Raw genomic sequence first — 24,842 nt, forward strand, 5'->3', positions numbered from 1 at the left:
GCCATTCCCCGCTCCAGCCTTACTTGGCGGTGGTGTCCGGTGGATTCCCTGTCCCCCCTTGATTTTCCGGTTCCTGCGCCTATGCAGCTTCCTATTCCTCGCCTGCGACCGCTGCTGGACCTGATCCTCGGCGGTCGCTCCGCGGCACCGCTCGCGCCGATGGACCCCACCATCGTCCGCCCCTATACGTCGCCGCGTCCCCCGGGCTGGCCGATGCAGCCCCTCCGCGTGCTCGGCCTCGGCCTGCCGAAGACCGGCACCACCACGCTGGCCCTCATGATGCAGCGCCTGCACTACAACCGGCTGGAATACGACGGGGCGGCGGTGCTGGAGGTGGCCGAAGGCCGGGTGGCCGACGCCTTGGCCCGGACCGGGCGCTACGAATTCGTCCGCGACATGCCTTGGTGCCTGTTGTGGGAAGCCTACTTGGCGCGTTACCCAGATGCCCGCTTCGTCCAGACCCTGCGGAGCAATGAACGGGATTGGCTGAATAGCCTGCGCCGACACTACGCGAGTCCGCTCAACTACGGCTACGAGCCGCCGACGAAGGAGAATGTCGCCCGCTGGCTCGGCGGGGACCTGGTGCGCCTGCTCGGCGCCACGGACCGGATCGACGCCTACCGCAAACACCGGCGGTTGGTGGAGGACTTTTTCCGGGACAAGCCGGGTCGGCTATTGACTGTTTGCTGGGAGGAAGGCGACGGCTGGCGGGAGCTCTGTGGCTTCCTCGGTTTCCGGACGGTGCGGAACCCGGTGCCGCACGAGAACACCGCCAGGATTCCGCCACGCCAAAGGCCCAAGGTGTTCTGCATCGGCTTGACCGGCTCCGGCGTCAACACGGTGAGCCGCTGCCTCGCCGTCCTCGGCTATTCCCAACTGCGCTTCGATGTGGAGTACCTTGTGGATATGGCCGTTGGCCGGGTGGCGGAAACCCTGGCCGAACTCGCCCCCTACGAGGCGCTGGTGGGCCTGCCCTGGGCGCTGGTATACCGCGACCTGGCCACCCATTTCCCGGATGCCCGCTTCATCCTGACGCGGGCGGCCACACCCGAATTGTGGGACGAACGCAACGCGGCCGACTCCGCCCTTTGGTCCACCTACCCCGAGACGCCGGGAGTGGGGGCGGGTATCGACACACTGGCGGAGCGGGCGAGGCTGCGGACGGCCTCCACACTGGGGTTGTACCGCGAACACCAGGAAGCGGTACAACGTTTCTTCGCCGACCAGCCGGGAAAGCTGCTCACCCTTTGCTGGGACGAAGGGGATGGCTGGGAAAAGCTGTGCGGTTTCCTTGGCGAGCCGGTACCGGACCAGCCCCTGCCACACGACCTGGACTACCCCTGGTGAATCTTCACCACCGCCCGACGGATTCCGGGCGGCGGTTTATGCTAGAAAGATAATGGGGATTATCTTGGGCAAAAGTTAAGATAAAGCCTTGTTAAAACGATTACCACCCTATCCAAACGGTGAAGCCAAGGCCCGGCCCGGAACGGCAATGCTGTTGAATTAACCGCTGGCGATGCGTTTGGACTTATCGACCTGCCATTTGCTGACGGGCTTTTTACAGACCCGTGGCTGCGGGGGCTTGGCGGTTCTAGGGCGGTAATAGCGTACCCGCGCGATCTCGTCGAGGAGTTCGCCGAAGACGAGCAGCGCCAGTTCGGGGTATCGTGGCGACAGGACGAAGGCCTCCCCGGGCAGTGTGATCATGGTGTTCTTGAACTGTGGCTGGGCGTCGATGGCGGGGTCCGGGTGCGGCGCGAGGGACATCAATATCCGGGAGATGACGGCCATGGTCAGGATGGCGAAGAGTTCCTGGCGGACGCCGTTCTCGGTGCGGGTATGGAAAGTCTCGATGTCCAGCGAAGATTTTTCGTCACGGTAATGGACCTCCAGTTCCCAGCGGCGGAAGTAGAGGCCGGTGACGGCGTGGGCGGGGAAGCGGTTTCCATCCACGAGGTTGGTGATGAGCACGGAAAGTTCGCCGTCCGGGCCGACCAGGCGGATGGCGCGGACGGCGACGGGATCGGACCGGGGCGGCGTCAGGGTGAGGAGTTCCTCGGTCCGGCCGGATTGGGCGAAGGCCTCCACGGCGGCGAAGGTGCCGGAAGCCGGGCAGCGCATCAGCCAGTAGCCGCGATAGTTCCGGGTTAGGTGGTCGATGAGGTCGTGGCCGGGGTAGCCCCGGTCGAACAGGATGACGCCGCCGGGCGCGGAAGATTTCAATGTAGTTGTCGCCTCGCCGTTGTGGGTTCAGGCCGCTTTTGGAGGCGTGGCGTGAACCTCGGATTGGGTCTTGGCTGGCGCGGCTGATCGTTCCGGGTTCAGGTGTACGGCCGGGATCGGCCGCCAATTGCGGAGGCCACCGGTCCATCGTTGCGGATGCCGTGCGCGGGCGGCCTCATAGACGGCTCGGCGCCGCTTCAGGAGGTCGGCGTCCTGGCCGGCATGCCGCTCGGCGGGGGTGACGAAGCGGATCGCGCCGTGGCGGTGCTCGTGGTTGTACCACCGGACCAGGCCTTCGGCCCAACGGCGCGCCGCCGCCAGGTCGTCGAACGGCCGGACCGGATGGTCGGGCCGGTATTTCAGGGTCTTGAACACCGCCTCGGCATAGGGGTTGTCGTTGCTGACGGCGGGCCGGCTGAAGGACGCCGCGACGCCGAGGGATTGCAAGGTCGCGAGCATGGTCGAGCCTTTCATGGGCCCGCCGTTGTCCGAATGTAGGACGACCTGGCCCGGGGCCACGCCCTCGCGCCGACATACGTCGCGCAGGAGTTCGCCGGCCAGGGCGCTGCTTTCCTCGCCGTAGACCTGCCAGCCCACGACCTTGCGGCTGAACAGGTCGAGGAACAGATAGAGGTAGAAGAACTGGCCCCGGATCGCGGCGGGCAAATAGGTGATGTCCCAGCAGTAGACTTGATTGGGAGCCGTGGCGCACAGGGCCCTGGGCTTGCCGCGCGGCTGTCCCGGCCGTTCGGCCCGGCGGTGCGCCAACTGGTTTTCGGCCTTGAGGATGCGGTGGAAGGTCGATTCCGAGGCCAGGTATTCCCCCCGGTCCGCCAGCCGGGGCACGATCTGGCACGGCGGCAAATGGCCGAACTCGGGGGAGTTGGCCACCGCCAGCACCTTGGCCCGCTCGGCCTCGCTCAGCTTGTGGGGTGGAACGTACACCCGCGCGGGCCGCCGGTCGGCCTGGACGCCGTCCCCGGATCGCCAGCGCTGGACGGTGCGGGCGGACAACCCCAGCACCCCGCAGGCCCGCTCCAGGCGCGCGCCGGCGGCGGTGGCCTCGTCGATCAGGGCGGTCACGGTTTCGCGCTCTTGCGGCGGGGTCATTCTTCCCCTCCCCCCAAGAGCGCCCGGTACTTTTTTTGAAGGACCAGCAACGCCGCCGCCTCCGCCAGCGCCTTGTCCTTACGCGCCAATTCCCGTTCGAGGCTCTGGTTGCGCTCCTTGAGGACCCGCAGTTCCCGGGCGTTCGTCGATGCCTCTCCCGTGCCCCCTGGATCCCGGCAAAAGTCCCGCTTCCAACCGTCCAGCTGGTGGGCGAACAGGCCGCGCTCCCGGCACCAGGCGTTCAGGGCTTCCCCTTCCAAGCCATGGCTCTCCTGCAACGCCGCCAACCGTTCCTCCGGGCGCCAGTCCCCGGGACGCCTCTCCCGCTTCACCGCGCCGCGTACCGCCTCGGGTAATTTCTTTTTCATCCAGCCCTTCAAGGTCAAGTGGTTCATGTTCAGTTCCTCGGCCACCTCTTTTATCGACCGGCGGCCACGCGCAAACACCTTCCGAAGCGCTTGCTCTTTGAACTCTGCGGAATACGTCGTAATCATGGGCAATTGTCCTCTTCTTTCCTCTTTCATTCGGAAAATTAGAGGCGACAACTATTCTGACGCCGGGGGAGGTTATCTCGACCCCGCGCGCGAGCTCCGCCGGACGGCAACCGCACAGCGCGGTGGTGAGGGCCGGGATGAACCATTTTGACCCGGCCTCCCGCATCGCCGACAGGAGGTCCTCGCGCCAGGCTCGGGGCAGTGTCGACAACCCCTGCCGCTTGCTGGCGTGGTGTTTTTTCCTCGCCGCCCCCAGGGCGAGCAGCTGTGGCAAGTTTCCCAAGTCCCCCATCTCCGGGTCGGTACCGTCCGCGACGGACCGGACCAGCCGCCCGATGTGGGAGGCCAAGACGTACCTGAGCGCGTATTTACGCTTGAAAAACGTGGAGGCCTTGGTCGTGTCGCGGAGCCGGTCCATGACCACGGGGACGGTGGCGCCGTCCCGGGTGAGCGACAAAAAGGTTTTCAGATAATCCAAATAGGTTTTTTGGGAGACCGGATTGATGGGGTGGTTCATTAAATAATCATGGGCCACTCCCATTATGGATGGGATGTCGAACTTAAACATGATCGATTTTCCAGGGCGGTTTCGGATTCGCCAAAAAGAGCCGCTCCCATGGGTGCGCGCCCGGCGGGCCGTGCGCGTATTATTCCAGGGCGAATACGACGCCTGGAATAATACGCATTTCATACCCGAGAACCGGCGACGGATATCCGAAAATCGATAAGGTTTTTGGGTTCGACCCATATGGCCGACGAAGATTCCCCAGGTGGCGTCCGGTCCTGGCCGCCAGCGCCCGCCCATCCTGGAAATCCGGGGGCCAGAATATACCAGGGATAACCCTTATTAAGGCCAACCACAAATAATCCGGCGTCCAATTCAGACAGCGCCAAAAAAATGATTGTATCCCCGCAATACGGCCCGCAAATAAGCACGGAATACGGCACCGGATTAATTCTCGTCCGCAATAGAAATACCCGATACGCAATCCAATTGGTCACGACGGACTTCAAACGATAAATCCACGACGCCCACGCAATATTTTTGTAGTCTTGCGAGACCATCCAAAAAAAGTACTGCTATCGTCCCCGCCATTTCGCCCGACTGTCTGAAAACGGCTCCGGCAGTGCGCCGCCGTCGCCGTATCGCCTTTCCCATTCCATGGCCGGTGGCGGGTACGTCCCCTCAGAAAAGGGAACACATCCTGACGACGGCACCCCCGACGTTTCCCAATCCGCCGCGCGGCGCGGAACCCCCGAACGGAAAAACGCCTCGAATTTCCAGGAAGACGACCATTAGACGACCGCTGGAGGGCGTACCATGGCCATGCAGATCACTGAACGCGGCAAGTGGATCGAACTCGTGCGCACGAAGTACGAGCAGGTGGAAGTAGTCGAATTGCAAGACGGCACCCGGGCTTATAAGGTCGGCACAGGGCGGTCCAACCGGAAATGGCACGGCAAGTTCCCCGCGGCATCTGAATCCGTGCCGCCGGAGATCGAGGAAAAGCTGGAGCCCGAAGAGCGCGACAAGGTCCGCGAATGGCTGGACCGGCGCGCGGCGAGGACGCAGCTGGAAGAGCAGATCCGGGCGAAAACCGACGTCGCCCGGATCATGTTGTTGGCGGCGAAGGCGTATGAGAGCGAAAAGATATCGCGCGAGGTGGGGCGGGCGATCTGGGCCGCGTGGCAGCCGCTCCGGGCGGCGTTGCACAGAAGCGGCATTCAGGAGCGCGCCAGCCGGAAGGAATCCCCGTCCGTTCCGCCCAAGAAGCGGGTCCGCCACCGTGGCGGAGGTGGGTCCGAGGCGGATCCGGAGCAAACGTAGCTTGCGCCCGACCGTCACGCGGCGGGTCCGGGGTCCGGTGGGGCCGGACATCCGATTGCGGACATAGCTGACCGGGCCGCGGTCGGCGGCTCGGTCCGATGAACCAGCCTTCCGGTCTGCGGAAGCGTCGGCTTCAATGAGGCCGAGGCCTTACTGCCTCGGAAAACGTCGGCGAGGCCCTGTTCCAAGCGGCCTCTGGATTGCTTCAATGAGGCCGAGGCCTTGCTGCCTCGGAAAACCGCGCCATGGCAACGCGATGGCTCGAAAGGGAAAATCCCCCGGAATGCGCGGACCCTCGACGAACGGCCGAGCAGAAACGGTGGAGCCTATACCGAAAATGCATATACCTAATGTATACAATCGCTTGCAAATGCGCGAGCCTACCGGGATTCCGCCGCCGCTGGGGGTTCGCGCATTCCTTCGCGAGGCCAGCGCAGCGGTGCCCGGCCTCGAAGAATACTTCATCCCCATTTTTTGAGGAACCCGCGCTCCGACACCACAAGCCCAACCCATATCCCGGTCACGCGGGAAATGCGGGCGCGAAATTGCTGTAGTACTGATTCTGGGCAATCCTCTGGCTGCGGTAAACCTCGACGATGCCCCGCCTCGCCAGTATGTCGCGCGGCGGCCGGTCCTCCCGCAACTCCGCCAGCGCCAACAGGGAACGCAGCACGTCGGGATCGACGGTCCTTTCCCGATGGGCCAGGTGAAAAACAGCCGCCGCTGGCGGTCCCTGTGGAAGCCGGTGGCCTGCAAGCGCCCGGCCCGCCCCACGCAGGGCAGTAGCGGCAAGGCCTCCAGCGCCAGGGCATTGGCCCCCGACATGGTGCCGGGTCCATCGGCCGGGGAAGACTTGCCCGGATTCTTCCAGCGCAAGGCATAACGCTGGTCCTCCAGCGGATCCCACCTCAGGCCGAAACCGTCGTCCCGATAATCCCAGGGCTCGAACAAGGCCCGCCGCAACTCGGCCGGCCCCGTGGCCTTGCGGATCTCCAGCGCGTAATGCGGCAATCCCTGGCCGGCGGCGTCCCCGCTGCGGACCATGCGCAAGGGCGTGTCCCCGAAGACGCCTTTGTCATGCACCGTCTCGCTGCCCAGCGCGGCCAGGAAATCGACGGTGCGCCGCCGGCCGGGGGCCGCCCGCCCGCGCGCGTCCGCCAAGGCCGAGCGGAGCTTCTCCGCGCCGAACGGCAAGCGCTTGTCGATTTCGAAGTGCCCGGTCGAGGCCGAGGCCAGGGCTTGCGCCAGTTGTTCCGGGAAGCCTTGCGGCGCGCCCGCGCAGCCGGCCAGCACCGGCCGCCACGCCCCGGCGAGGGGGCGCCAGAGCAGGCGCGCCCCGGGCTCGAACCCCCGCGCCAGCAGGAGCGTGCCGACCGCCGCTAGGAACCCCAGTGGATTGCCGCCGTCGATGCCGATCAATTCGAGGCCGTTACCGTTGTCCATGGTGGCCCTCCCCGGGGGTCCCGTCCCCCGCCTCCGACTCGCTCCGCCGGTGATCCGCCAGCCGCATGATGGCTTCCAGCCACGCCAGCCCCCACCAGCCGAACCGCCGGTTGAGCCGCCAGAAACGCTCCGCCACGCCCGAATCCAGGCGCTCCAGCCCGTGCCCGCTCGACGCCCGCAACTCCAGCCCCGCCAGTTCGCCCGGCCCGTCGAGCCGCAAGGACACCTCGACCGGACGGCCATCCTCCGCCACCGGGGCGAACGGTCGGCAGTGGCCGTGGTGGCTGGCGACCAGGTGCAACACCAGGTCGCGCAGGCCCCCGTCCTCCGGCAGCGATCCCGGCGCGCCCTCCGCCAACCTCACCGACAGCAGTTCGTGGCGGGCGCCCTTCGGATAGCCGGCGGCTTCCCGGGCGCGCTCATGCTCGGCGCGGCCCTGGGGCAGTTCGCCGGACTTGGCGAGCCATTCGCCGCGCGGCGCCGGCCGGCCGCTCCGCAGCAAGGACTGGAAACGCGGGTCGGCCTTGCCCAGGTCGTGCAGCAAGCCGGCGCGGGCCACGGCCCCGGCGATGGCCGGCGGCAGGCGGCAGGCCCCGGCGAAAACCCGGGCGAAGTCGGCCACGCCCCGCGAATGCTCGGCCAGGGACACCGGCCGGGTGCCCGACGAGGACGAGGCGTCGTCCTCGTCGGAAAAGCGGTCGGCCTCCCCGCCATCCGGGGCCCGTGGCAGGGACCGGGTGCCCACCACCAGCAAGCCCCCGCGCGGATGCAGCCCGACGCCGCGCCTGAACGCGGGCATGGGCTCGGTGGCGAGGCTGCCGGCGACCTGCCTCAGCCAGCCCGGCAGCGCCGCGTCCCCGCCCAGTGCGGCCAGCGCATCGCGCAGTTCCCCCAGGAACGCCCCGGGGTCCTCCTCCAGCCCTTTCCCGGCCCCGCCCGCCAGCGCCCACGATCCTCGCCGTGGCGGCGGTCGCGGGCCATTCGGCCATGACTTTCGGATGCAGCCGCAGCAGGGCCTTGCCCCGGCTGGCGGCGTGGGCGCGGTCGCCGAAATCCATCACCGGCGCGCCGCCCCCGCGCGGCGCCAAGTCCCCGAGCTCCCGCCAGCCCTCCGTGTCGGCCGGGATGACGACGACATCGCCGGGCCGCAGGGCCTCCCAAGCGGACAGCGGGCCCCAGCCCTCGCCGGGGGTGACTTCGCCCCACTCCGCGCCGCCTTGGACCGCCCGGCACTCGACCACCGCCATGTCCTCGCGCCCGCGCCAGCGCACCACCCGCCGCCGCCCCCGGGGCTTGAAGCCGCCGGAATCCGCGTCCAGGCCCTCCACGTCGCCGCTGTCGTCGTCGGCCGCGACGCCCGCGAGCCATGCCCGCATCCGCCGGATCGGCACGGCCAGGCATTCCGCCGTGGCCGGTGGGCAGAGCGTCAGGACCTCCAGGGACTTGTCGGCCTCGGTGGGTTCCGGGCCGCCGCCGGTGACGGTGCCCAACCCGAGGTCGGCGCGCCAGCAGGCCAGCACGTCGGCGGACGCGGGGCCGGCACCGTGCAGGAATACCGCGGGTTCCGGCGTGGGCACCGGTTCCGGTGCGGTCTGCGCCCAGCCGTCCACGTGGGCGGGCAGCATCACCGGCGCGGACCTGGGCGGCGGGTTGAGCGCGGCCAATGCCGCCAGTGAAGCGGCCGCGGCCTCGGCAGGGGCATGGGGTTCGGCTCCGGCCTCCGCCTCGACCCCGGCTTCGGCCGCAGCGGCGGTCTGCGATAGCATTGCCTCCAGGGCCGTAATGCCGAGGTCGATTTCCCCCGCCTCGCCGGCCCGCTCCTTCAGCCAGCGCCAGGTGTTCGCCAGCGCCCTGCCATAGACCGGATCGTCATCGCTGTCGTCCGCTTGGTCGGCCCGCACCAGTACGGCGGCGCGTGCCCCCGCCGGTCGGCCTTCGCCGTCGCGGCCCGCGATCTCCCGGCCCATGCGGTTCAGCCGGCCGAAGCGCTGGCGCAGGGCGTCGAGGCTGGCGCATTCCGTCACCAGCAGGTCGAAATCCAGATCGGCCCCCACTTCCAGGGTCTGGGTCGCCACCACGAACAGCGGTTTTTCCAGCCGGCGCCCGGCGGAGTCGGCCGGCCAGGATGTCGTCCTTGTCCAACGGCCGCATCCGCCCGGTCAGCAGCACCACGTCGTCCCCATGGGTTTCCGCCAGCCGCCGGAACGCTGCGCGGGCCGTCGCCACCCGGTTGGCGAAGACCACGCAGGCCAACGGCCGGCCGGCAGCTTCCCGGCCTGCCCGGCCAGGGCGGCGGCCAATCCGTCCAAGGCATGCGCGCCCTTGGCCTTGGCGGCGACCTCCAGCAGGGTGGGCTTGGCGGCCAACCGGCGGTCCCCCAGCGGATGGCCGGGCGTGCGCCCCTCGTCGGAATCGTCGCGGAAGACGTCGTCCAGGCCGGGCGGCGGCGTGGCGCTCATCGCCACCGCCCGGAACGGCGCCACGAGCGGGGTTTCGGCCCAGCCGCGATAGGCCCGCACCGCCTCCAGGGTGTCCAGGAACGGCCGGGCGCAATGGGCCTCGTCGAGCAGGATCAGGGCGTCGTTGCCCGCGAGCCCCGCCTGGATCGGCCAGGCCTTGTGGGAACGGCCGTAGGCGCGGAACAACAGGCGCGAACCGAGTTGGTCCACGGTCGAGGCGATGATGGCCGGCTGCGCCGGGGACCGCGCCCAGGCGTCGGAGCGGTACATGCCGCCGCGCAGCTGGAAGCAGGCCAGGGGCTCCCAGGCCTCGCCGCCGGCCAGTCCACGCAGGGCGCCGGCCACCGTCCCCAGCACGCCGTCCGGCGCCCCGCGCAATGCCCTGGCGATATGGCGGGCGCGCTTGAACGCCTCGTCCACGATGACGCGCCGGTCCACCACGAAGAATATCCGCCGGGGCGCCGCCAGCGGTTCGGTTGCGGGCGTGTTCAGCGCGGCGGCGGCCAGGGCGAACACGGCGATATCGAGGCAGGCCGTCTTCCCCGAGGCGGTGGGCAGGGCGATGGCGTCCGGCCAATCCGCCGCGCCAATGCCCTTTGCCAGGCGAACGGCGGCCGGCCCCACAGGGCCTCGAAGAATTCGTCGAAGCGGTCGGGGTCCAGTTCAGTCATGGCGCCCCCCTCCCTGCGATAGCGGCCGGCACAGCCCGTAGCCCCGGAACCGCCCGGCGCCGATCAGCACCGGGCCGCGCACCTCCCGCTCGAACAGGAGCACGGCATGGGCGTGGTGCATGGGCCGCCGTCGGATTTGCGGGCGAGGGGCGGGAACTCGCCGGCGCGCGGTACCCCCCGTATGAGCGAGTCCGGGTGCAGCAGCACGTCGAGCGGGCGCGGCAGTCCGATCCGCTCGCAGGCGTCCTTGACCACTTCGGCGGCCTTTTCCCACCGGTCCTTGCCGCCGCAGTGGCGGTCCAGTACCACCGGGGTCACGCTGGCCCAGCGCCGCGAGGGCCGGGTCCAGGCCTCGGCCCACAGGCTCTTTTGGGGGGGCCGGGCGCGGGTCTCCAGTTCCGCGCGGCACTCCAGCCAGCGGCCGTCGAACAGGGACAGGGACGCGGGCAGGCCATGCCCGTCCCGGAGCCAAGGCTCGAGGATGGCGGCGGCCTCGGCGGGGTCGAGGCCGCGCGGCAAGGCCAGAGCCAGCCCCATGACGCGGCCGTCGGCATGGTCGTGGTCCACGAAGGGCGGCGGCAGCAGGGCGACGTGCGGCAGGGCGGTGGCTCGGCCGTCGGCGGCGTGGCCCGACAGCCATTCCGGGATGGCCGCCCCCGGTGCACGGCAGGCGGCCAGCGTCGCGCCCCGCAGGGCTTCCGTGAGTTTGAGGGTGGCGTGCAGGGACGGGCGTTGCCCGTCCAGGGCCAGCACCAGCAGGTGCGGGTCGAACAGGCTCTGCCCGGGCACCCGCTCGTCCGCCGGCTGCTCGGGCCGGCCATAGGCCTGCCACATGCCGGGAACGGGACGGAGGCTGACCGGACGGCCGTTCGGGAACCGGTCGCTCAATTGCTCTTTCAGCATCTTTTTCTCCTTGGACTTGGAAGCCTCGGCGAGGCGGGCCACCAGCCCGCCCCAAGCGATAACCTGGTCGCGGTTGCAGCGCCGTTCCAGGTCGTCCAGCCGGCCGGTGCCGGACACCCGCAACCGGTGGGCGCCCAGGCCCTCCACCGGCACCCAGTCGGCGGCGGGCGGGGAATCCTCCAGCCACATCTGGACAAGGGAGGCGGAATGCCCGACCGAGATCACCTTGCGGCACAGCGACACCAGCGGGGCCCGGTGCGGCTCGGGGACCCCGCCGTCCCAACTCAGGTAAACGTCGGGATCGGCGGGGATGGCGACGGGAAAGGCGCGGGGCTGGCGGGAACGGTATTCGGGCAGGAGGCCCAGCCCGGCCTCCTTGAGCCTGCCGGGATCGTGGGTGTCGGGGGTTTTCCGGCCCAGCTCGGTGTCGTTCACCGGGACATAACCGACCACGGGCCCGCCACCGCCCGTCCCGCTCCGGAAGGTGGCTTCGGCCGCCCTGATGGCGGGCGGCGGCAAGCGTTCCAGCCAAAGCAGGACGGCGCGCTCCTCCTCCGCCCGGCCGGTCTCGAACCAGGCCGCCGCCAGCGCCATGAACACCCGGTCGGGATGCGGCGGCCACTCGGCGCGCTGCTTCCCCGCGCCGTCGGCGGCGGCCATGGCCCAGCCGTTGAGATAACGAAGGCCCAGGGCGAACATCAGGCGTCCCCGGTGGCCCGGTGGGCGGCCTGTTCCTGGCTTTTCCGCACCAGCCGCACCAGGTCCGGGTGGGGTGCCAGGGCGATGTCGCCCTCCCACGGCAGGCCCAGGGCCCGCGCCTCGGCCACGGCGTCCTCCAGCAGCGCCGCGGCGCCGGCGCCGTCGAGCGCGTAGGCCTTCGGTGCCTGGCCGGGCGCGTCCAGGAGGTGCCAGACGAAGGCTTCGGTCGGGAACAACTGGCAGCGCGAGCGCAGGTCGGCGCCCTCCTCCCGGCCCAGGGTCGCGGCGGCCAGCCCCAAGGCGGTGAGCGCCACGCGGGCGGCCTGGTCGACCGCGGGGTCGGAATCGGCCGGGCCGCCCAGCGGAAAGCGCAGCCGCCGCAGGGCCGCGAGGGACAGCACGGTGGTCTGGCGGACCTTGGAGACGGTGTAGCCGCCCTCGGCGATCGTGGGAGCAATATTGTCGTGATTGGCCTCCGAAGGTTTCCCTTCCTTTCCCACCAAAACGGCGCGATCCTTATCATCTCGGCGCGCCGCTGACTCATCCGGTGTCCAATGAGGCGCGTCATCCGTCCTTGCGGCACGCTCGAAAAGGGTTTTGGGACCGATATGGATTTGTGCAGGATCAACCCGGCTCGAGGTCCTTTTTCCCGGCACCGCGTCGTAGCCCACCATTTCAGAGACCAGCGCCCGCTGGAATTTCGCGCCCATGCCGCCGCGCGGGCCTGTTCGGCCTGTGCCCGAACACCAGGGCGGTCGGGCACAGGCCGAACAGGCCCGCGGCGTTGCCCACGTCGGCGTGGTCCAGGATTTTGCCCGGTGCCGATTCCCGGAAAATCACGCCGTCCAGCAGGCTGTCGCGGAGGATGGCATCGGCGATGCGGTGCGGCGCCTCCAGGCTGCTCACGCTGAATTTCCTCAATAGGCCGTCCTGGTCGAAGCACACCGTAATCAGCGGCAAGTGGATCCGGTTGGCCCGGCGTGCTTGCAGCAGGGCCAGTTCCATGCGGTTGGCCTGCGACTGCACCGAGTCGACGAGTACGCACTCGACTTGGCGGCCATCGACGTGGCGGGTTTCGGTGGCGTATCTGCCACCCTCGTAGGTCGGCGGGAATATCTTGTCGCCTTCGCCTCCGGCGGGTTGGTAGTCGGTCACGCAACGGAACGCGGCGGCGTGGCCGGCCACCGCCTGTTGCACATCGTCCAAGGTCAATGCGGGCGCCATGATGGATTTCTCCTGTGGTTTCGGTGGAAAGAAAAAACCGCATGGAATAGCCCCCCTCCGAAAATCCGGCCGCCAATCCCGAATGGCATGCGCTTCCATCCCCGAACGACGGAACGCCCCGGCAGGCCCGGACGGCCCAGGGAACGCTTTCCCATTCGAAAAGCGGGGACGGTATTCAGTTTTCGTGCGATGAGAGGGCGGATAGGCAGCCCCGGCGTGGCCGGGAAGCTGCCTAATCCGATTACTCCAATGAGGCCAGGGTCTTGTACCCTGGAGATGGTTCGCTCTGATCAGGGACCTCGAGTCCGCCCATGCTGCAATGTGGCCGTTGATCCAATGGATCAGGACGGGGTTTTCCCGGGCGGGAGGCGATCCTTTTCGCGAAATGGTGAGCGGCCTGAACTATTACGTCTAGTGCTCCCATCAATCAAAAAAAATTTACCGGCGTGAAGGTTGTTTCCACCGCAATGACCGCATATCTTCCAGGCCCTGACGGAGAACCTCACCCACATGGCACCTTCCATGTTCGAGGATCGCTCGGGCGGTTGGCCGGGGTTCTGGTAGGCAGCGCGATCAAAAGTCCAGGGGACTCCGTGCCTCCTTGAGCGTGGAACTCCGCACCGTGTGGGTGTAGATCATGGTGGTTTTGAGGTCGCCGTGACCAAGCATTTCCTGGATGGTCCGGATATCATAGTTGGCCTGGAGCAGGTGGCTGGCGAAGCTGTGGCGGAAAGTGTGGGCGGAGGCGCGCTTGGTCAGCTGGCTTTTCCGCACCGCCTGGGTGATGGCGTCTTGGACATGCCGCTCGTGCAGATGATGGCGGCGGCATTCGTGCCCACCCCGGGGCAGGTTCGCGCGCGTCGGCATGATTGCCGGAAACAACCATTGCCAGGCCAGTTCCTGCGCCGCGCGTGGGTATTTGGCCCCCAAGCCATCGGGCAGGAAAACACCGGCGTAGCCCGATTCCAGGTCCGCCCGATGCCGCTGTTTCACTTTCTCGATCTGGGCCTTCAAGTCGGACGCCACGGCCATCGGCAAGGGCAGCGCGTGATCCTCCCGCCCCTTCCCATCATGCACCGTCAACACGCCCATCGCGAAGTTCAAGTCCTTCACCCTGAGCTTCAGGCACTCGGACAAGCGCAGCCCGCAGCCATAGAGCAATTTCACAATCAAACCATAAGGATAGGCTAGGTTGCCGATCACCGTATCCACCTCTTCCCGCGACAGCATGGCAGTCCCCTCTTCCTATTCGGATAACACGCTCATTCAGGGTGTTAAACGAATAGCGAGGCTAGCAACCTGTTTTTTATTGTCAATCTATATGGACTGTTCCTTTATCGAGGCGCACAATGAGCGTGGAACTGAGGCGCACCATTAGTATAACACGCCGATGGAATGTTAGACGGATCCGTATATTCCTAGTTGGACGGATACGAATACCGTCCAACGTGGGGAATCGAGCGGGCAGGGCCGCTCATCCCAAACGTTAGGCTTACATGGAAGCCGTCACATGTGAGCTTGGCAAACAAACTGACGATCAATGGAGAATATTTATGCAAGAAATTGACCACGACGAAATTGAGCAAATGAAGAATCAAGCAACTCGCGAAGTTAAAGCAGTTCTTGATGAGCTTGAAAATGATTATCCTGGTATCACCGAAGGCATGGCAACAGTACTTGCTTCAGGTGCAGGTGCCGCTGGGTCACTTGCTGCCTTATATGGATTGGGAGTAACCGGGCTATCTGCCGCCGGTATTACATCAGGATTAGCTGCTGCTGGCTCACTTGTTGGTGGAGGTATGGTAGCTGGTATAGGTGTCCTTGCTGCCCCAATAGCTCTTCTCGGCGTAGGTGCATATGCAGTTGCTAAAAAAATGAAAAACGCCAAATTAGCTGCCGCTTTGGGTACCGCAATAAGAAAACTCTACGAAATCCAAGAGCGTTTATTGCAAAATGCTGAATATTTCAAGGAAGAAATAGCAGGCATCAAAGCGGCAATTGATCTTCTTACAAAGAAGAAACCTGCATGAAAAAAGACGCATATCAAAATGAAATAAAAGCCATAAAACTGCTCCAAGATCGAACTACTGAAATTGCTAGCTCACATTCGTCAATCGGCAGTGATCTTGATTCGATAAAGGAGCAGCTTGCTGCTTTAGGAGCAATCGAAGTTTCACAGTTCCCTGAATTTTCGGCAAAGAAGGATGATTACCTACGGGCTATGTCCAGCCCTTTCAAACTGAAATAACCGATAGTATTATCGGCGCTCAACATACCAACACCAATAGTCGAGATCAATGCTAGAGCTATTCCGCCAGAAAATGCCCCTGTCCTGCCTGCTGCACGGCCTACTGGAACGCTGCTTTGCGGCGGAGAGGCTGGACAGGATTTTCCTGGAGAACGCGAAGGAGCAATACACGCGGGAAATCCTATTTTCGACGGTGTGCGACCTCATGCTGAGCGTGGTCCTCAAGGTCCATCCCTCGATCAACGCGGCCTACCAGAAACACCCGGAACCCCTGGGGGTAACGGTATCCGCGCTCTACGAGAAACTCAAGGGCGTTGAATTATCCGTGTCCCAAGCCCTGCTGCGCGATACCTCGGAAGACCTGTCGGATATTCTCGATGCCCTGGGTTTCACCCCCGAACCCTGGTTGCCGGGTTATCCGGTCCGCCTCCTCGACGGCAACTGTCTGGCGGCGAGCGAGAAACGCCTCGCCGTCCACCGCGAGGTCGGCGGTGCCGCGTTGCCGGGCAAGTCGCTGGTGGTGTTCGACCCGGAGCGCCGCCTGATGCGGGACGTGTTCCCTTGCGAGGACGGACATGCCCAGGAGCGCCGCCTGCTCGACGCCGTGGCCGGTATCCCCAAGGCCGGCGAACTGTGGATCGCCGACCGCAACTTCTGCACCGTGGGATTCCTCGACCGGCTCCAGGGCCGGAACGCCCACGCCTTGATGCGCTTGCACCTGAACCTGCCGCTGACCGAGGAAACCCTGTTTTCCCAGGCCGGGGAACAGGGCGGCGGGCGGCTTTTGGAAAAGCGGGTCGGCGTGGCCGGGCGGCCCTATCGCCTCGTCCGCGTCGAACTCGAACAACCCACCCGCGACGGCGATGCCTTCGTCGATATCCTGACCGACCTCCCGGCGGACATACCCGCCGCCACCGTCGCCGACCTCTACCGCAGGCGCTGGACCCTGGAAACCGCGTTCCAACACGTCGAAAAACATTTCAAGTCCGAGATCGAAACCCTGGCCTATCCCAAGGCCGCCCTGTTCGGATTCGCCCTGGCCCTGGTCGCCTATAACCTCTTCTCGGTCATGATCTCGGCGCTGGACTGCGCCCATGGAAAACCCGTGTCCAAGGATATCTCCGGGTATTATCTCTCCCACGAGATCGCCGCCACTTTCCTCGCGCTCATCCAACTCAGCGGGGTCGGCGACTGGCTGTTCGTCTCCGAACAAACCCCGGCGGAATTCGCCGCGTGGCTGCGCGAAACCGCCCGGAACATCCCGTTGCGTACCCTCACAAAGCATCCGCGCGGCCCGAAAAAGCCCATCGACAAACCGCCCTACGACCCGAAACAGCCACATGTCTCGACATATCAATTACTTAGGAAGAAGAAGTAGTCACTTTGAAAGGGCTGGGGCTATGTCTTATGAACGCTCACTAGCCAAAGGCAATCTGACGGATATTTATCAGGAAGCTAAGTCACGGTATCAAGAGCCAATGGCTCTGAGTGAGATATTGACGGTAAACGACTGGAAAGATGTTGACGACAAGCTGGACCGGCGAATATATGATTTCAACACGCGATATGGACTAGACAAGTGGGACTACGCGATTGCTGGATCGTGCGGACTCTTTGCCGCCATGCTTGACTTGTTGTGTGTAAAAGCACCCCCGAAGCCGACTATAAAGTGGAATCAAGAGGTTGATGGAACTTTCAACGAGTGGGTTCAAAAAGCCTTCAACAAGGTTTTACCGCCAGACATCAGTAATGTGTTAAGTAAAGGAAATCCAATTGGGGCACCGGATTCTTCAGTAATGACGGATATTATAGGGGCACCTGCTAAAGTTCTAAATCCAGTCAATCACCGCCTACGATCTCTAGCCCATGACCCAATACTTGGGTTTCTCTTTGGGGTATGGGATATGATGAATGGCACCTGCACAGTAGTAACAAACGGCGAAATTCTCAGTTTCCCCAGCACTAAAGGCCCTATAGACGGCAACGTTTTCCAGTTGCTTGGTCGAATGCTTGGACACTTACTATCCGATGTAAATGCTCCATCTGCAAATGGAAATAGAGGCATGGGATTGCCAGCGCCATTCATGGGTATTTTACGAATGTTCGAGGGCATCCCTGTCGGAGACTCCAATTTCGGAAAGCAAATTGAATGGATGTATGTGAATGGCTATGACTTTCGGCAGTTCGTAGTCAGCAGTGTTCCCATGGCAATCATGGAAGTGTTACTTCGAGCCTTTTATACAATCAAGCAAATTACTCCCTTCCCGCCCTAAGACCACCCACTTTTTGGCAGGCGGTAGATATGGCTGAGAATGTTCTTGACCTGCTGGGGTGTTTGGGGAGTGGCCTGGGCCAAGTGCCGATGGACGCGCTCGGCCCGCTGCTGGACCGTCATGGCATGGGGCAGGTGGTAGAGGGAGTTCTTCCTGACGAGGCGGATGAGGTATTCGGCCGGGTTGAACTTGGGGGAGTAGGCCGGGGTGTGGAGGAAGTGCACGGCGATGCCCTGGGCCAGGGGGATTTCCGCCAGCAACTCGGCCAGAGCGGCCTTCATGGAGTCGTTGTGGATGGAGCAGTTGTCGAGGATGCACAGGATCTGGCGGAAGCCCAGGCTGGCGTAGCGCAGGACGATCAGGGCGATGACGTGGACGGCGTTCCGGGTTTTGGCCTGGGGTTGGAAGTCCACGGTGGTCTGGCCGCTGCCCAGGTCCAGGGCCAGGAAACCGTTCAGCTTCTCCCGCCGCTTCTCGTTGCTCGGCGGCGCCGGGGCGGTGTTCTTCTCCGCCCAGGCGTAGTGGGTGCAGGTCGTGGACAGCAGCGCGAACTCGTCGAGGGCTACGAGGGCGGTGCCGGGGTCGGCCTCGGCGGTTTTTTTTCGAGCGCCTCCACGAAGCCGGCCCGCTCGGCGGGCTGGGCGGGGCCGTAGTCGCGGTGGGCGCGCTGGTGGGAGAGGCCCAGTTCGTCGAAGATTTCGTAAAGCCGGTTGGCGCTCAGCGGCAGGCCCCACTTCTTAACGAGCAAACCCTGGACGTGGGCCGCCGTCCATTGGTAACTGTCGATGCCATAGTCCGCCGGCGTCTTGTGGAGCAGGATGTAGCGCAGGACCTTGCGCCGCTGCGGGTTCAGGGCTTGCGGGCGGGGCCGCCTTTGCGGGGCCAGCAGGGCGTCGAAGCCACCATCCAGGTAGCTGTCCAGCCACTCCTCCAGCGTCTTGCGCTGGACTCCCTGGCTGCGGCAGACCCCGGCCATGCTCTCGCCGTCCCACAGGGCCTTCAAGGCCAGCAGCCTACGCCGTCGGCTTTGCTGCTGGTGGCGGTAGAACAGCGCCTGCCACCGTTCACGGTCCTGCGGGGCCAGCCGTTGGATGCGGATACAGCGGTTCATCGTGCCTTTCCCAGTCCAGTTCGATTGCCTATAAGCTTAGTCGTTCTTTAGACGGGAAGGGAGTAAGTTAGTGGTTTTTAATAATGTCTATTGTCCCCGGCGGTCCGCTCCAGCGGCAGGCCGTTGATACCGTGCGTGGGCAGGTCTGGGACCTGTACGCGGACCTCAAGCGCTACCGCCGCCAGCCGGACGAGGCCGCGAAGGCCGGACTGGCCGCCCGCTTCGACGCGATCTTCACCCAGAAGACCGGCTATGCCCGCCTGGACCTGACCCTCCAGCGAATCCGCCGCAACCGCGACGAACTGCTGCGGGTCCTGGACCGGCCGGACGTGCCCCTGCACACCAACGGCAGCGAGCGGGACATCCGCTAGCAGGTCATCCGGAAGAAGATCAGCGGCGGCACCCGCAGCGACCTGGGGCGACGATGCCGCGACACCTTCCTCAGCCTGAAGCAAACCTGCCGCAAGCTCGGCGTCTCCTTTTGGCATTATTTGCTGGACCGCATCCTGGACGGCCGGGCCATCCCCCCTTTGCCAACGCTCATCCGCCAGCGCGCCGAGGCCTTGTCCGTTTGAGGCCCGCCAGGACTTTTTGAGAAGTTACCACCTCCCGCTCCAACTCCTTGATCCTTTCCCGCTCGGCGGTCGTCGCCCCCCCCGCGCTCGCCGCCGTCCTTCTCGGACTGCCTTATCCAGCGCCGCAGCGTCTCCGCCGTGCAACCGATCTTCGTGGCGATCGAACAGATCGCCGCCCATTGCGATTCATGCTCGCCCTGGTGCTCGCGCACCATGCGAACCGCCCGCTCCCTGACTTCGGATGAAAAGTTTGTTGTTTTCTTCATGGCTCCATACTCTCAAATGTTGGAGCCTCCGAGAAACCCGGGGCGGTTCACTTGTGGCAGATCCACCGCATCTTGAGGCCGGGTGGCCGCTTGGGATTGGCCACGGGCTCCAAGGAACATCCCAACCGGTTGCTGCAAGTGCGCCGCCAGGTGTTGTCCAAAGCGCCCTACAACGCCTTCCCCGAATCCCGCGCCGGTTCGCCGCACTGGGTCAGCGTGCCGGAATTGGTCTGGCTGCTGGACCGCAATGGCTTCTCGGTGGAGAAGGTCGAATTGAAGGAGAACGTGTTCAACCACCCGGACGCCGACGACGCCATCGATTTTTCCCAGGCCAGTTCCTTCGGCAATTTCCTGGGCCATTTGCCCGACGCCTTGCGCGAATCGGCCATCGCCGAGATCAAGCAGGAATTGGAAAACTTCAGGACCGCGGACGGCATCCGCCTGGAAGGCCGCCGCATCGTGGCGATAGCCACCCAGAAATAGTTGCGCCGTCCCGGCCTTCCGCCTTCCCACGCGGCCCCGGTATCCGGTTTGGGGACCACCTTGGCCCTTGCCAGCCGCTGCGGCGGTCCCGTCCGCAATCGGCGATACCGGCCCCGCGTCCCGCCATGCCCCGGCCTTCCGTCCGCGCCCGATTTTCCAAGCCCACATCCATAGGGCGACACCATGACCCTGGAACTCTAAGGCAAAGCGATGGGCGTCCCGCGCATCGCCGCAGCCCCAGGCGGCGCAGCCGGTATGCCAGACTGGGGGCCGCCTCGGAAAAACCGCCGCCGGCTCGATCTTTGTCAAGAGCGCCTGCCGGCTTGGGTACACGGTCCCGACAGGCCCGGACCGTCTGGCCCGGCCTGCCGTTGTGACATCAGCCCGGCATCACGGCTTGCCCGCACGACAGCAAACTTCCGGCCGCCAAGGCATCCTATATCCCTGGAAGCCGCGTGGGGCCCGGCCTTGCGGGCATGCCACGCGCCGGGTCCGGTTTTTGCTCAAGTGGGGCCGACCCCGGAATCCCCGGTCCACAAGCCCTACGAGGAGCAACCCCATGAGCGAACGCAAACTGAGACTCGGCGCTTTCATCCCCGGCGCGGGACAACACCTCGCCGCTTGGCGGCATCCCGATGCCCAGGCCGACGGCGCCCTGAATTTCGAGCATTACCGCCGTATGGCCGGGACCGCCGAGCGTGGCCGGTTCGACGCCATCTTCCTGGCCGATGGCCTCGCCGCCAATTTCGGGGCCAACATGGCCGATGGCCGCAGCGACAAGGGCGCGGTGTTCGAGCCGGTCACGCTGTTCTCGGCGCTGTCGGTGGTGACCCAGAACATCGGCTTCATCGCCACCGCCTCGACCACTTATGAGGAGCCGTTCCAACTGGCCCGCAAATTCGCCTCGCTCGATTACCTGAGCGGCGGGCGGGCGGGCTGGAACGTGGTCACCACCACCGGCGACGCCACCGCCCGCAATTTCAACCGGGACAAGCAGCCCGACCACGCCCTGCGCTACGAGCGGGCGGCGGAGTTCGTGGCGACGGTGAAGGAGCTATGGGATAGCTGGGAGGACGACGCCCTCGTCCGCGACAAGACTTCGGGGGTGTTCTTCGATCCGGCCAAGGTCCACACGCCGAACCACAAGGGCAAGCATTTCCAGGTCCGGGGGCCGTTGAACGTGGCCCGTCCGCCACAGGGCTATCCGGTGATCGTGCAGGCCGGGCAATCGGAGGCCGGGCGGGATTTGGCGGCGGGCACCGCCGAGGTGATCTTCACCGCCCAGCAATCCCTGGAGGATGCCCAGGCGTTCTACCAGGACGTGAAGGGCCGCCTCGCCAGATATGGCCGCAGGCCGGAAGACCTGAAGGTCATGCCGGGGGTGTTCCCGGTGGTGGCGGCGACCGAGGCCGAGGCCGAGGCCCGGCGCAAATATCAGGAATTGCAGGATTTGATCCACCCGGAAGCCGGGTTGGCCCTGCTGAATGGCCTCTCGGGCAACGAGCTGGATTTGTCGAAATACCCGCTGGACGGCCCCTTGCCGGAATTGCCGGTCACCGAGGGCATGAAGAGCCGCCAGGGCATGATGGTCGATATCGCCCGCAAGCATAACTTCAGCATCCGCCAGCTTTATCAGTGGGTGGCGGGGGCGCGGGGGCATTGGACCTTGGTGGGTTCGGTCGAGCAGGTCGCCGACCAGTTGCAGCTTTGGTTCGAGAACGGCGCGGCGGATGGCTTCAATGTGTTGCCGCCCTACTTGCCGGGCAGCCTGGACGAGATCGTGGACCTGTTGATCCCCGAGTTGCAGCGGCGCGGGCTGTTCCGCACCGAGTACGAGGGCCGCACCCTGCGGGAGAACCTGGGACTGGCCCGGCCCGCGAACCAATTCGCCGCAGGGAGGCTCCGGGCGGCATAGATATTCCGGGTTGCCACCCACCTACCCCAAGCGATGAGCCTGGGGTACTGGTTCCGTGTACGCGGCTCCCCGCCCGCGCCAGTTCCGCCTCCATTTCGCCCGGCGGGCGGTACTGGGTTCGCCCCATCTTCCCAGCGGCCCTTCCCGCGCCGCCATCACCCAAAACAGCGCGCCTCTTCCCAGCCTGCCTCAGCGCCACGTCCAGGGCCAGTTTGACCGCCTGTTGTACCTGCCTCTCGGCAACTTTTCCATCCAACACCGCCGTCCCGTCATTTGAAACCTTGGTGTCCATTTTTTCCAGCCCACCTCGCGCCCAGGGTGCGCGGAAAAGATTGACATGCAAATAACAATGATTATCATTTACTGAGCTGCTGGCGAGGTACCGATTCCGAGTGTCGGCGCTGGCCGCGATACCGCGAATAGCCTTCAACCCGAACCCGAGGAATAGACGCCATGCATGAATCCACAGCGAACCCCGGCGTTTCCGCGTCCTCCGGGACGGGCGGCGGGCGGCGATGAAACTGGGCAAACCATTGATTTATCTAGGTCTGCTGGTTGCGGGATGGGCGTTGTTCCAGGGCTATCGATCCCGGCCAGAGGACGCGGCCCCCTTGCCCGGCCTGGACCGGCCCGTCGAAATCATCCGCGACCGGCAAGGCGTGCCCCATATCTACGCGGACACGGAGGCGGACGCTTATTTCGCCCTGGGCTATGTCCATGCCCAGGACCGGCTATGGCAAATGGACCTGAACCGCCGTTTGGGATCGGGCCGCTTGGCCGAGGTGTTGGGGGAAAAAGCGCTCGAACAAGACCGCTTCATGCGAACCTTGGGCCTACGCCGCGCCGCCGAACGCAACCTCGAAGGGCTGGATGCCGGGACGCGCCGCATCCTGGACGCCTATGCGCGGGGCGTGAACGCCTATGTGGGGCGGGGAGGGCGCTTGCCCTTGGAATTCTGGGTGCAGGGCTACCGGCCCACGCCTTGGACCCCGGTGGATTCCCTGGTGTGGTTGAAGACCCTGGCCTGGAACCTGTCGGGTAATTGGTGGGAGGAATTGCTCAACCTGCGCCTCAGCCGCCGCCTGCCGCCCGAGCGGATCGCCGAATTGTTCCCGCCCTATCCGGGCGACACGGCGTTCCGGCTGCCCGCGCTCGATTCCCTGTACGCGGGGCTGGACGCTTCCGCCCAAGCCTTGATGGCCTTGGATATTCAAGGCCCCCGCCGCAGCCTGGGTTCCAACAACTGGGCGGTGGACGGCCACCGTTCCCGCGGCGGCCAGCCCCTCCTGGCCAACGATCCCCATTTGAAACTGGGCGCGCCCCCGGTCTGGTATTTCGCCCATCTGGAAGCGCCCGGCCTGAGCGTCGTCGGCGCGACCCTGCCCGGTGTGCCCGCCGTGGTGCTGGGCCGCAGCCGGCACGCCGCCTGGGCCTTCACCAATACCGGCCCGGACACCCAGGATATCTATGTCGAAAAGCCCCTGGCCGGGGATGCCTCGCGTTACCTGACGCCGGATGGGACGGCGGCGTTCGGACGGATCTCCGAAACCATCGGGGTCCGGGGCGCGGCCCCGGAAACCCTGGTGGTGCGGACCACCCGCCACGGCCCGGTGATTTCGGACGCCAGCCCCGAAGTCCGGGCGGCGCTGCCCGCCGGGACGGCCATGGCCTTGCGCTGGACCGGCCTGGACCCGGAAGACACCACCCTGCGCTTCATGCACCAAGCCGCCCGCGCCCGCGACGGCGACGGCATCCTCGCAGCGGCGCGGGATTTCCAAGCCCCGCAGCAGAACATCGTCTATGCCGACGACCGGGGCGGCATCGGTTTCGTGGCGGCGGGACGGATACCGATCCGGCGTTCCGATAACGACCTGATGGGCCTCGCCCCAGCGCCGGGTTGGGATGCCCGCTACGACTGGACGGGTTTCATCCCCTTCGGGGAACTGCCGCAATCCCGGCAGCCAGCCTCGGGCAAGATCGTCACCGCCAACCAGAAAATCACCCCGCCGGATTATCCCTATTGGATCACTTCCGGCTGGTTGCCGCCCTACCGCGCCCGGCGCATCGACGCCCTGCTGGACGCCACCGCCCACCACGACGTGGCCTCCTTCGCCGCCATCCAGACCGACGCGGTCAATCCCGTGGCCTTGCAACTCCTGCCCCATCTGCTGCGGGTCAAGGCGCAAGACCCGGAGCAACGCCGAATCCTGGCGCGGCTGCGGGCCTGGGATGGCGACATGGCCAAGGATCGGGCCGAACCCCTGATCTTCGCCGAATGGATCAGGCGTTTATCCGAAGTGCTGTACCGGGATGCGCTGGGCGATTTGTACGAGGCGGTCGGCGATTACAACCCCTTGTTCCTCGCCAACCTGTTGGGCGGGGAGGGCGCATCGCATTGGTGCCCCGACCCGGCGCGGGACGGCGATCCGCCCTGCGCCGCCGCCCTTGGACGGGCCCTGGCCCTGGCGCTGGACGGGCTCAAGCAAAGATACGGCGCGGACCCGGACCGCTGGACCTGGGGCCGGGCGCATAGCGCCCGCTCCCTCCACCATCCCTATGGGGGCTTGCCGCTGTTGTCCTGGTTGTTCAACGTGGAAGTGCCCAGCCCCGGCGGCATGGACACCATCAACGTCAGCGGCTACGCCTACGACGAAAGCTCCGGGCGCTACGTGGGCGAGGCCGGGCCGAGTTTCCGCGCCCTCTACGACCTGGCCGACCCCGACCGCTCGCTGTTCGTCCTGAGCGCGGGCCAATCCGGCGATCCCCTGTCCCCCCATTACCGCGACATGGCGGAACCCTGGGCCGGGGGCCGCTACCTGCCCTTGGTGATGGACCGGGACCGGATCGTGAAGGACGCCGAATCCACCCTGCGGCTGGAACCTGGGTGATGCGGCTTGAGGAAAGCACACCCCTC

Annotated in this window: 20 protein-coding genes and 3 pseudogenes; 10 read left to right on the forward strand and 13 right to left on the reverse strand. The window is 65.6% G+C overall.

What is annotated here, in order from left to right:
* The first annotated feature begins 213 nt into the window (after window positions 1-213).
* Window positions 214-1,347, forward strand: coding sequence for a sulfotransferase (locus K5658_RS21560; RefSeq protein WP_221067121.1), 1,134 nt, complete (start codon window positions 214-216; stop codon window positions 1,345-1,347).
* 159 nt (window positions 1,348-1,506) lie between these two features.
* On the opposite strand, the gene K5658_RS21565 is transcribed toward K5658_RS21560, so the two are convergent.
* Entirely contained in the window at window positions 1,507-2,226 is a 720-nt protein-coding gene (locus K5658_RS21565; protein WP_221067122.1) for a transposase, read from the reverse strand.
* A gap of 27 nt (window positions 2,227-2,253) precedes the next feature.
* Window positions 2,254-3,830 (reverse strand): annotated as a pseudogene (locus tag K5658_RS21570) (IS3 family transposase).
* Window positions 3,831-5,151: 1,321 nt separating this feature from the next.
* Here K5658_RS21570 and K5658_RS21575 point away from each other — a divergent pair.
* Window positions 5,152-5,658 carry a hypothetical protein gene (locus tag K5658_RS21575; protein WP_221067123.1) on the forward strand — a complete coding sequence of 169 codons (507 nt, stop codon included), beginning with the start codon at window positions 5,152-5,154 and terminating at the stop codon, window positions 5,656-5,658.
* A 150-nt stretch (window positions 5,659-5,808) separates the two neighbouring features.
* Here the strand turns inward: K5658_RS21575 and K5658_RS21580 are convergent, their stop codons facing one another.
* The 8 genes and pseudogenes from K5658_RS21580 to K5658_RS21605 all read right to left on the reverse strand — a co-directional run bounded on the left by K5658_RS21580 (window position 5,809) and on the right by K5658_RS21605 (window position 14,287).
* Complete coding sequence (locus tag K5658_RS21580) at window positions 5,809-7,101, reverse strand: type I-G CRISPR-associated protein, Cas3-extension family (protein ID WP_221067124.1); 1,293 nt, start codon at window positions 7,099-7,101, stop codon at window positions 5,809-5,811.
* A complete protein-coding gene (locus K5658_RS24035) occupies window positions 7,088-7,900 on the reverse strand; it encodes a CRISPR-associated endonuclease Cas3'' (protein WP_221067125.1) in 813 nt (270 codons plus the stop codon). The genes K5658_RS21580 and K5658_RS24035 overlap by 14 nt, the downstream gene beginning before the upstream one ends.
* 1,177 nt (window positions 7,901-9,077) lie before the next feature.
* Window positions 9,078-9,197 (reverse strand): annotated as a pseudogene (locus K5658_RS24245) (hypothetical protein); the annotation flags it as partial.
* Window positions 9,198-9,260: 63 nt separating this feature from the next.
* Entirely contained in the window at window positions 9,261-10,184 is a 924-nt protein-coding gene (locus K5658_RS21590; RefSeq protein WP_221067126.1) for a hypothetical protein, read from the reverse strand.
* A gap of 110 nt (window positions 10,185-10,294) precedes the next feature.
* Window positions 10,295-11,833, reverse strand: coding sequence for a type I-G CRISPR-associated protein Csb2 (csb2, locus tag K5658_RS21595; protein WP_221067127.1), 1,539 nt, complete (start codon window positions 11,831-11,833; stop codon window positions 10,295-10,297).
* Entirely contained in the window at window positions 11,833-12,543 is a 711-nt protein-coding gene (locus K5658_RS23730) for a hypothetical protein (protein ID WP_246628680.1), read from the reverse strand. Before K5658_RS23730 ends, csb2 begins: the two co-directional genes overlap by 1 nt.
* On the reverse strand, window positions 12,509-13,057 hold the full coding sequence (gene cas7g / locus K5658_RS23735; RefSeq protein WP_246628681.1) for a type I-G CRISPR-associated RAMP protein Csb1/Cas7g: 549 nt from the start codon (window positions 13,055-13,057) through the stop codon (window positions 12,509-12,511). The genes K5658_RS23730 and cas7g overlap by 35 nt, the downstream gene beginning before the upstream one ends.
* A gap of 573 nt (window positions 13,058-13,630) precedes the next feature.
* Window positions 13,631-14,287 carry a tyrosine-type recombinase/integrase gene (locus tag K5658_RS21605; RefSeq protein ID WP_221067128.1) on the reverse strand — a complete coding sequence of 219 codons (657 nt, stop codon included), beginning with the start codon at window positions 14,285-14,287 and terminating at the stop codon, window positions 13,631-13,633.
* Between the two features lie 323 nt (window positions 14,288-14,610).
* On the opposite strand from K5658_RS21605, the gene K5658_RS21610 reads away from it, so the two are divergent.
* From K5658_RS21610 to K5658_RS21625, 4 genes are read left to right on the forward strand one after another with little or no spacing between them, the layout of a single operon-like run.
* A complete protein-coding gene (locus K5658_RS21610) occupies window positions 14,611-15,087 on the forward strand; it encodes a hypothetical protein (RefSeq protein WP_221067129.1) in 477 nt (158 codons plus the stop codon).
* Window positions 15,084-15,305: a hypothetical protein gene (locus K5658_RS21615; RefSeq protein ID WP_221067130.1), complete on the forward strand. Its 222-nt coding sequence runs from the start codon at window positions 15,084-15,086 to the stop codon at window positions 15,303-15,305. The genes K5658_RS21610 and K5658_RS21615 overlap by 4 nt, the downstream gene beginning before the upstream one ends.
* Before the next feature lie 49 nt (window positions 15,306-15,354).
* Window positions 15,355-16,683, forward strand: coding sequence for a transposase (locus K5658_RS21620; RefSeq protein ID WP_221065052.1), 1,329 nt, complete (start codon window positions 15,355-15,357; stop codon window positions 16,681-16,683).
* 22 nt (window positions 16,684-16,705) lie between these two features.
* Window positions 16,706-17,578: a hypothetical protein gene (locus K5658_RS21625; RefSeq protein WP_221067131.1), complete on the forward strand. Its 873-nt coding sequence runs from the start codon at window positions 16,706-16,708 to the stop codon at window positions 17,576-17,578.
* Here K5658_RS21625 and K5658_RS21630 read toward each other — a convergent pair.
* Both K5658_RS21630 and K5658_RS21635 read right to left on the reverse strand, forming a co-directional pair.
* Window positions 17,575-18,123 carry a transposase gene (locus tag K5658_RS21630; protein ID WP_246628690.1) on the reverse strand — a complete coding sequence of 183 codons (549 nt, stop codon included), beginning with the start codon at window positions 18,121-18,123 and terminating at the stop codon, window positions 17,575-17,577. The two genes, K5658_RS21625 and K5658_RS21630, sit on opposite strands and share 4 nt — an antisense overlap.
* 17 nt (window positions 18,124-18,140) lie before the next feature.
* The gene (locus tag K5658_RS21635; protein WP_221063667.1) at window positions 18,141-18,689 is read right to left on the reverse strand and encodes a helix-turn-helix domain-containing protein; all 549 of its coding nucleotides are present in this window, start codon (window positions 18,687-18,689) and stop codon (window positions 18,141-18,143) included.
* Between the two features lie 83 nt (window positions 18,690-18,772).
* Here K5658_RS21635 and K5658_RS23740 point away from each other — a divergent pair, with 83 nt between their 5' ends.
* Window positions 18,773-19,060: an IS66 family transposase gene (locus K5658_RS23740; RefSeq protein ID WP_246628682.1), complete on the forward strand. Its 288-nt coding sequence runs from the start codon at window positions 18,773-18,775 to the stop codon at window positions 19,058-19,060.
* A gap of 235 nt (window positions 19,061-19,295) precedes the next feature.
* Here the strand turns inward: K5658_RS23740 and K5658_RS21645 are convergent.
* Window positions 19,296-19,530 (reverse strand): annotated as a pseudogene (locus K5658_RS21645) (transposase); the annotation flags it as partial.
* Between the two features lie 51 nt (window positions 19,531-19,581).
* On the opposite strand from K5658_RS21645, the gene K5658_RS21650 reads away from it, so the two are divergent.
* The 3 genes from K5658_RS21650 to K5658_RS21660 all read left to right on the forward strand — a co-directional run bounded on the left by K5658_RS21650 (window position 19,582) and on the right by K5658_RS21660 (window position 24,816).
* Window positions 19,582-20,013, forward strand: coding sequence for a hypothetical protein (locus K5658_RS21650; protein WP_221067132.1), 432 nt, complete (start codon window positions 19,582-19,584; stop codon window positions 20,011-20,013).
* A gap of 559 nt (window positions 20,014-20,572) precedes the next feature.
* Window positions 20,573-21,928, forward strand: coding sequence for an LLM class flavin-dependent oxidoreductase (locus K5658_RS21655; protein ID WP_221067133.1), 1,356 nt, complete (start codon window positions 20,573-20,575; stop codon window positions 21,926-21,928).
* Window positions 21,929-22,443: 515 nt separating this feature from the next.
* On the forward strand, window positions 22,444-24,816 hold the full coding sequence (locus K5658_RS21660; RefSeq protein WP_221067134.1) for a penicillin acylase family protein: 2,373 nt from the start codon (window positions 22,444-22,446) through the stop codon (window positions 24,814-24,816).
* Window positions 24,817-24,842: the final 26 nt, after the last annotated feature.

This window comes from Methylomagnum ishizawai, from assembly GCF_019670005.1.
GTDB lineage: Bacteria > Pseudomonadota > Gammaproteobacteria > Methylococcales > Methylococcaceae > Methylomagnum > Methylomagnum ishizawai.

Bases quoted from the DNA above. Each gene is read 5' to 3' on its own strand.
- K5658_RS21620 (WP_221065052.1), top strand. From the start codon at position 15,355: ATGCTAGAGCTATTCCGCCAGAAAATGCCCCTGTCCTGCCTGCTGCAC.
- K5658_RS21635 (WP_221063667.1), bottom strand. From the start codon at position 18,689: ATGAACCGCTGTATCCGCATCCAACGGCTGGCCCCGCAGGACCGTGAA.
- cas7g (WP_246628681.1), bottom strand. From the start codon at position 13,057: ATGGCGCCCGCATTGACCTTGGACGATGTGCAACAGGCGGTGGCCGGC.
- K5658_RS23730 (WP_246628680.1), bottom strand. From the start codon at position 12,543: ATGGGCGCGAAATTCCAGCGGGCGCTGGTCTCTGAAATGGTGGGCTAC.
- K5658_RS21605 (WP_221067128.1), bottom strand. From the start codon at position 14,287: ATGCTGTCGCGGGAAGAGGTGGATACGGTGATCGGCAACCTAGCCTAT.
- K5658_RS23740 (WP_246628682.1), top strand. From the start codon at position 18,773: ATGTCTATTGTCCCCGGCGGTCCGCTCCAGCGGCAGGCCGTTGATACC.
- csb2 (WP_221067127.1), bottom strand. From the start codon at position 11,833: ATGTTCGCCCTGGGCCTTCGTTATCTCAACGGCTGGGCCATGGCCGCC.
- K5658_RS21560 (WP_221067121.1), top strand. From the start codon at position 214: ATGCAGCCCCTCCGCGTGCTCGGCCTCGGCCTGCCGAAGACCGGCACC.
- K5658_RS21660 (WP_221067134.1), top strand. From the start codon at position 22,444: ATGAAACTGGGCAAACCATTGATTTATCTAGGTCTGCTGGTTGCGGGA.
- K5658_RS21610 (WP_221067129.1), top strand. From the start codon at position 14,611: ATGCAAGAAATTGACCACGACGAAATTGAGCAAATGAAGAATCAAGCA.
- K5658_RS21615 (WP_221067130.1), top strand. From the start codon at position 15,084: ATGAAAAAAGACGCATATCAAAATGAAATAAAAGCCATAAAACTGCTC.
- K5658_RS21575 (WP_221067123.1), top strand. From the start codon at position 5,152: ATGGCCATGCAGATCACTGAACGCGGCAAGTGGATCGAACTCGTGCGC.
- K5658_RS21655 (WP_221067133.1), top strand. From the start codon at position 20,573: ATGAGCGAACGCAAACTGAGACTCGGCGCTTTCATCCCCGGCGCGGGA.
- K5658_RS21625 (WP_221067131.1), top strand. From the start codon at position 16,706: ATGTCTTATGAACGCTCACTAGCCAAAGGCAATCTGACGGATATTTAT.
- K5658_RS21580 (WP_221067124.1), bottom strand. From the start codon at position 7,101: ATGGACAACGGTAACGGCCTCGAATTGATCGGCATCGACGGCGGCAAT.
- K5658_RS24035 (WP_221067125.1), bottom strand. From the start codon at position 7,900: ATGCCCGCGTTCAGGCGCGGCGTCGGGCTGCATCCGCGCGGGGGCTTG.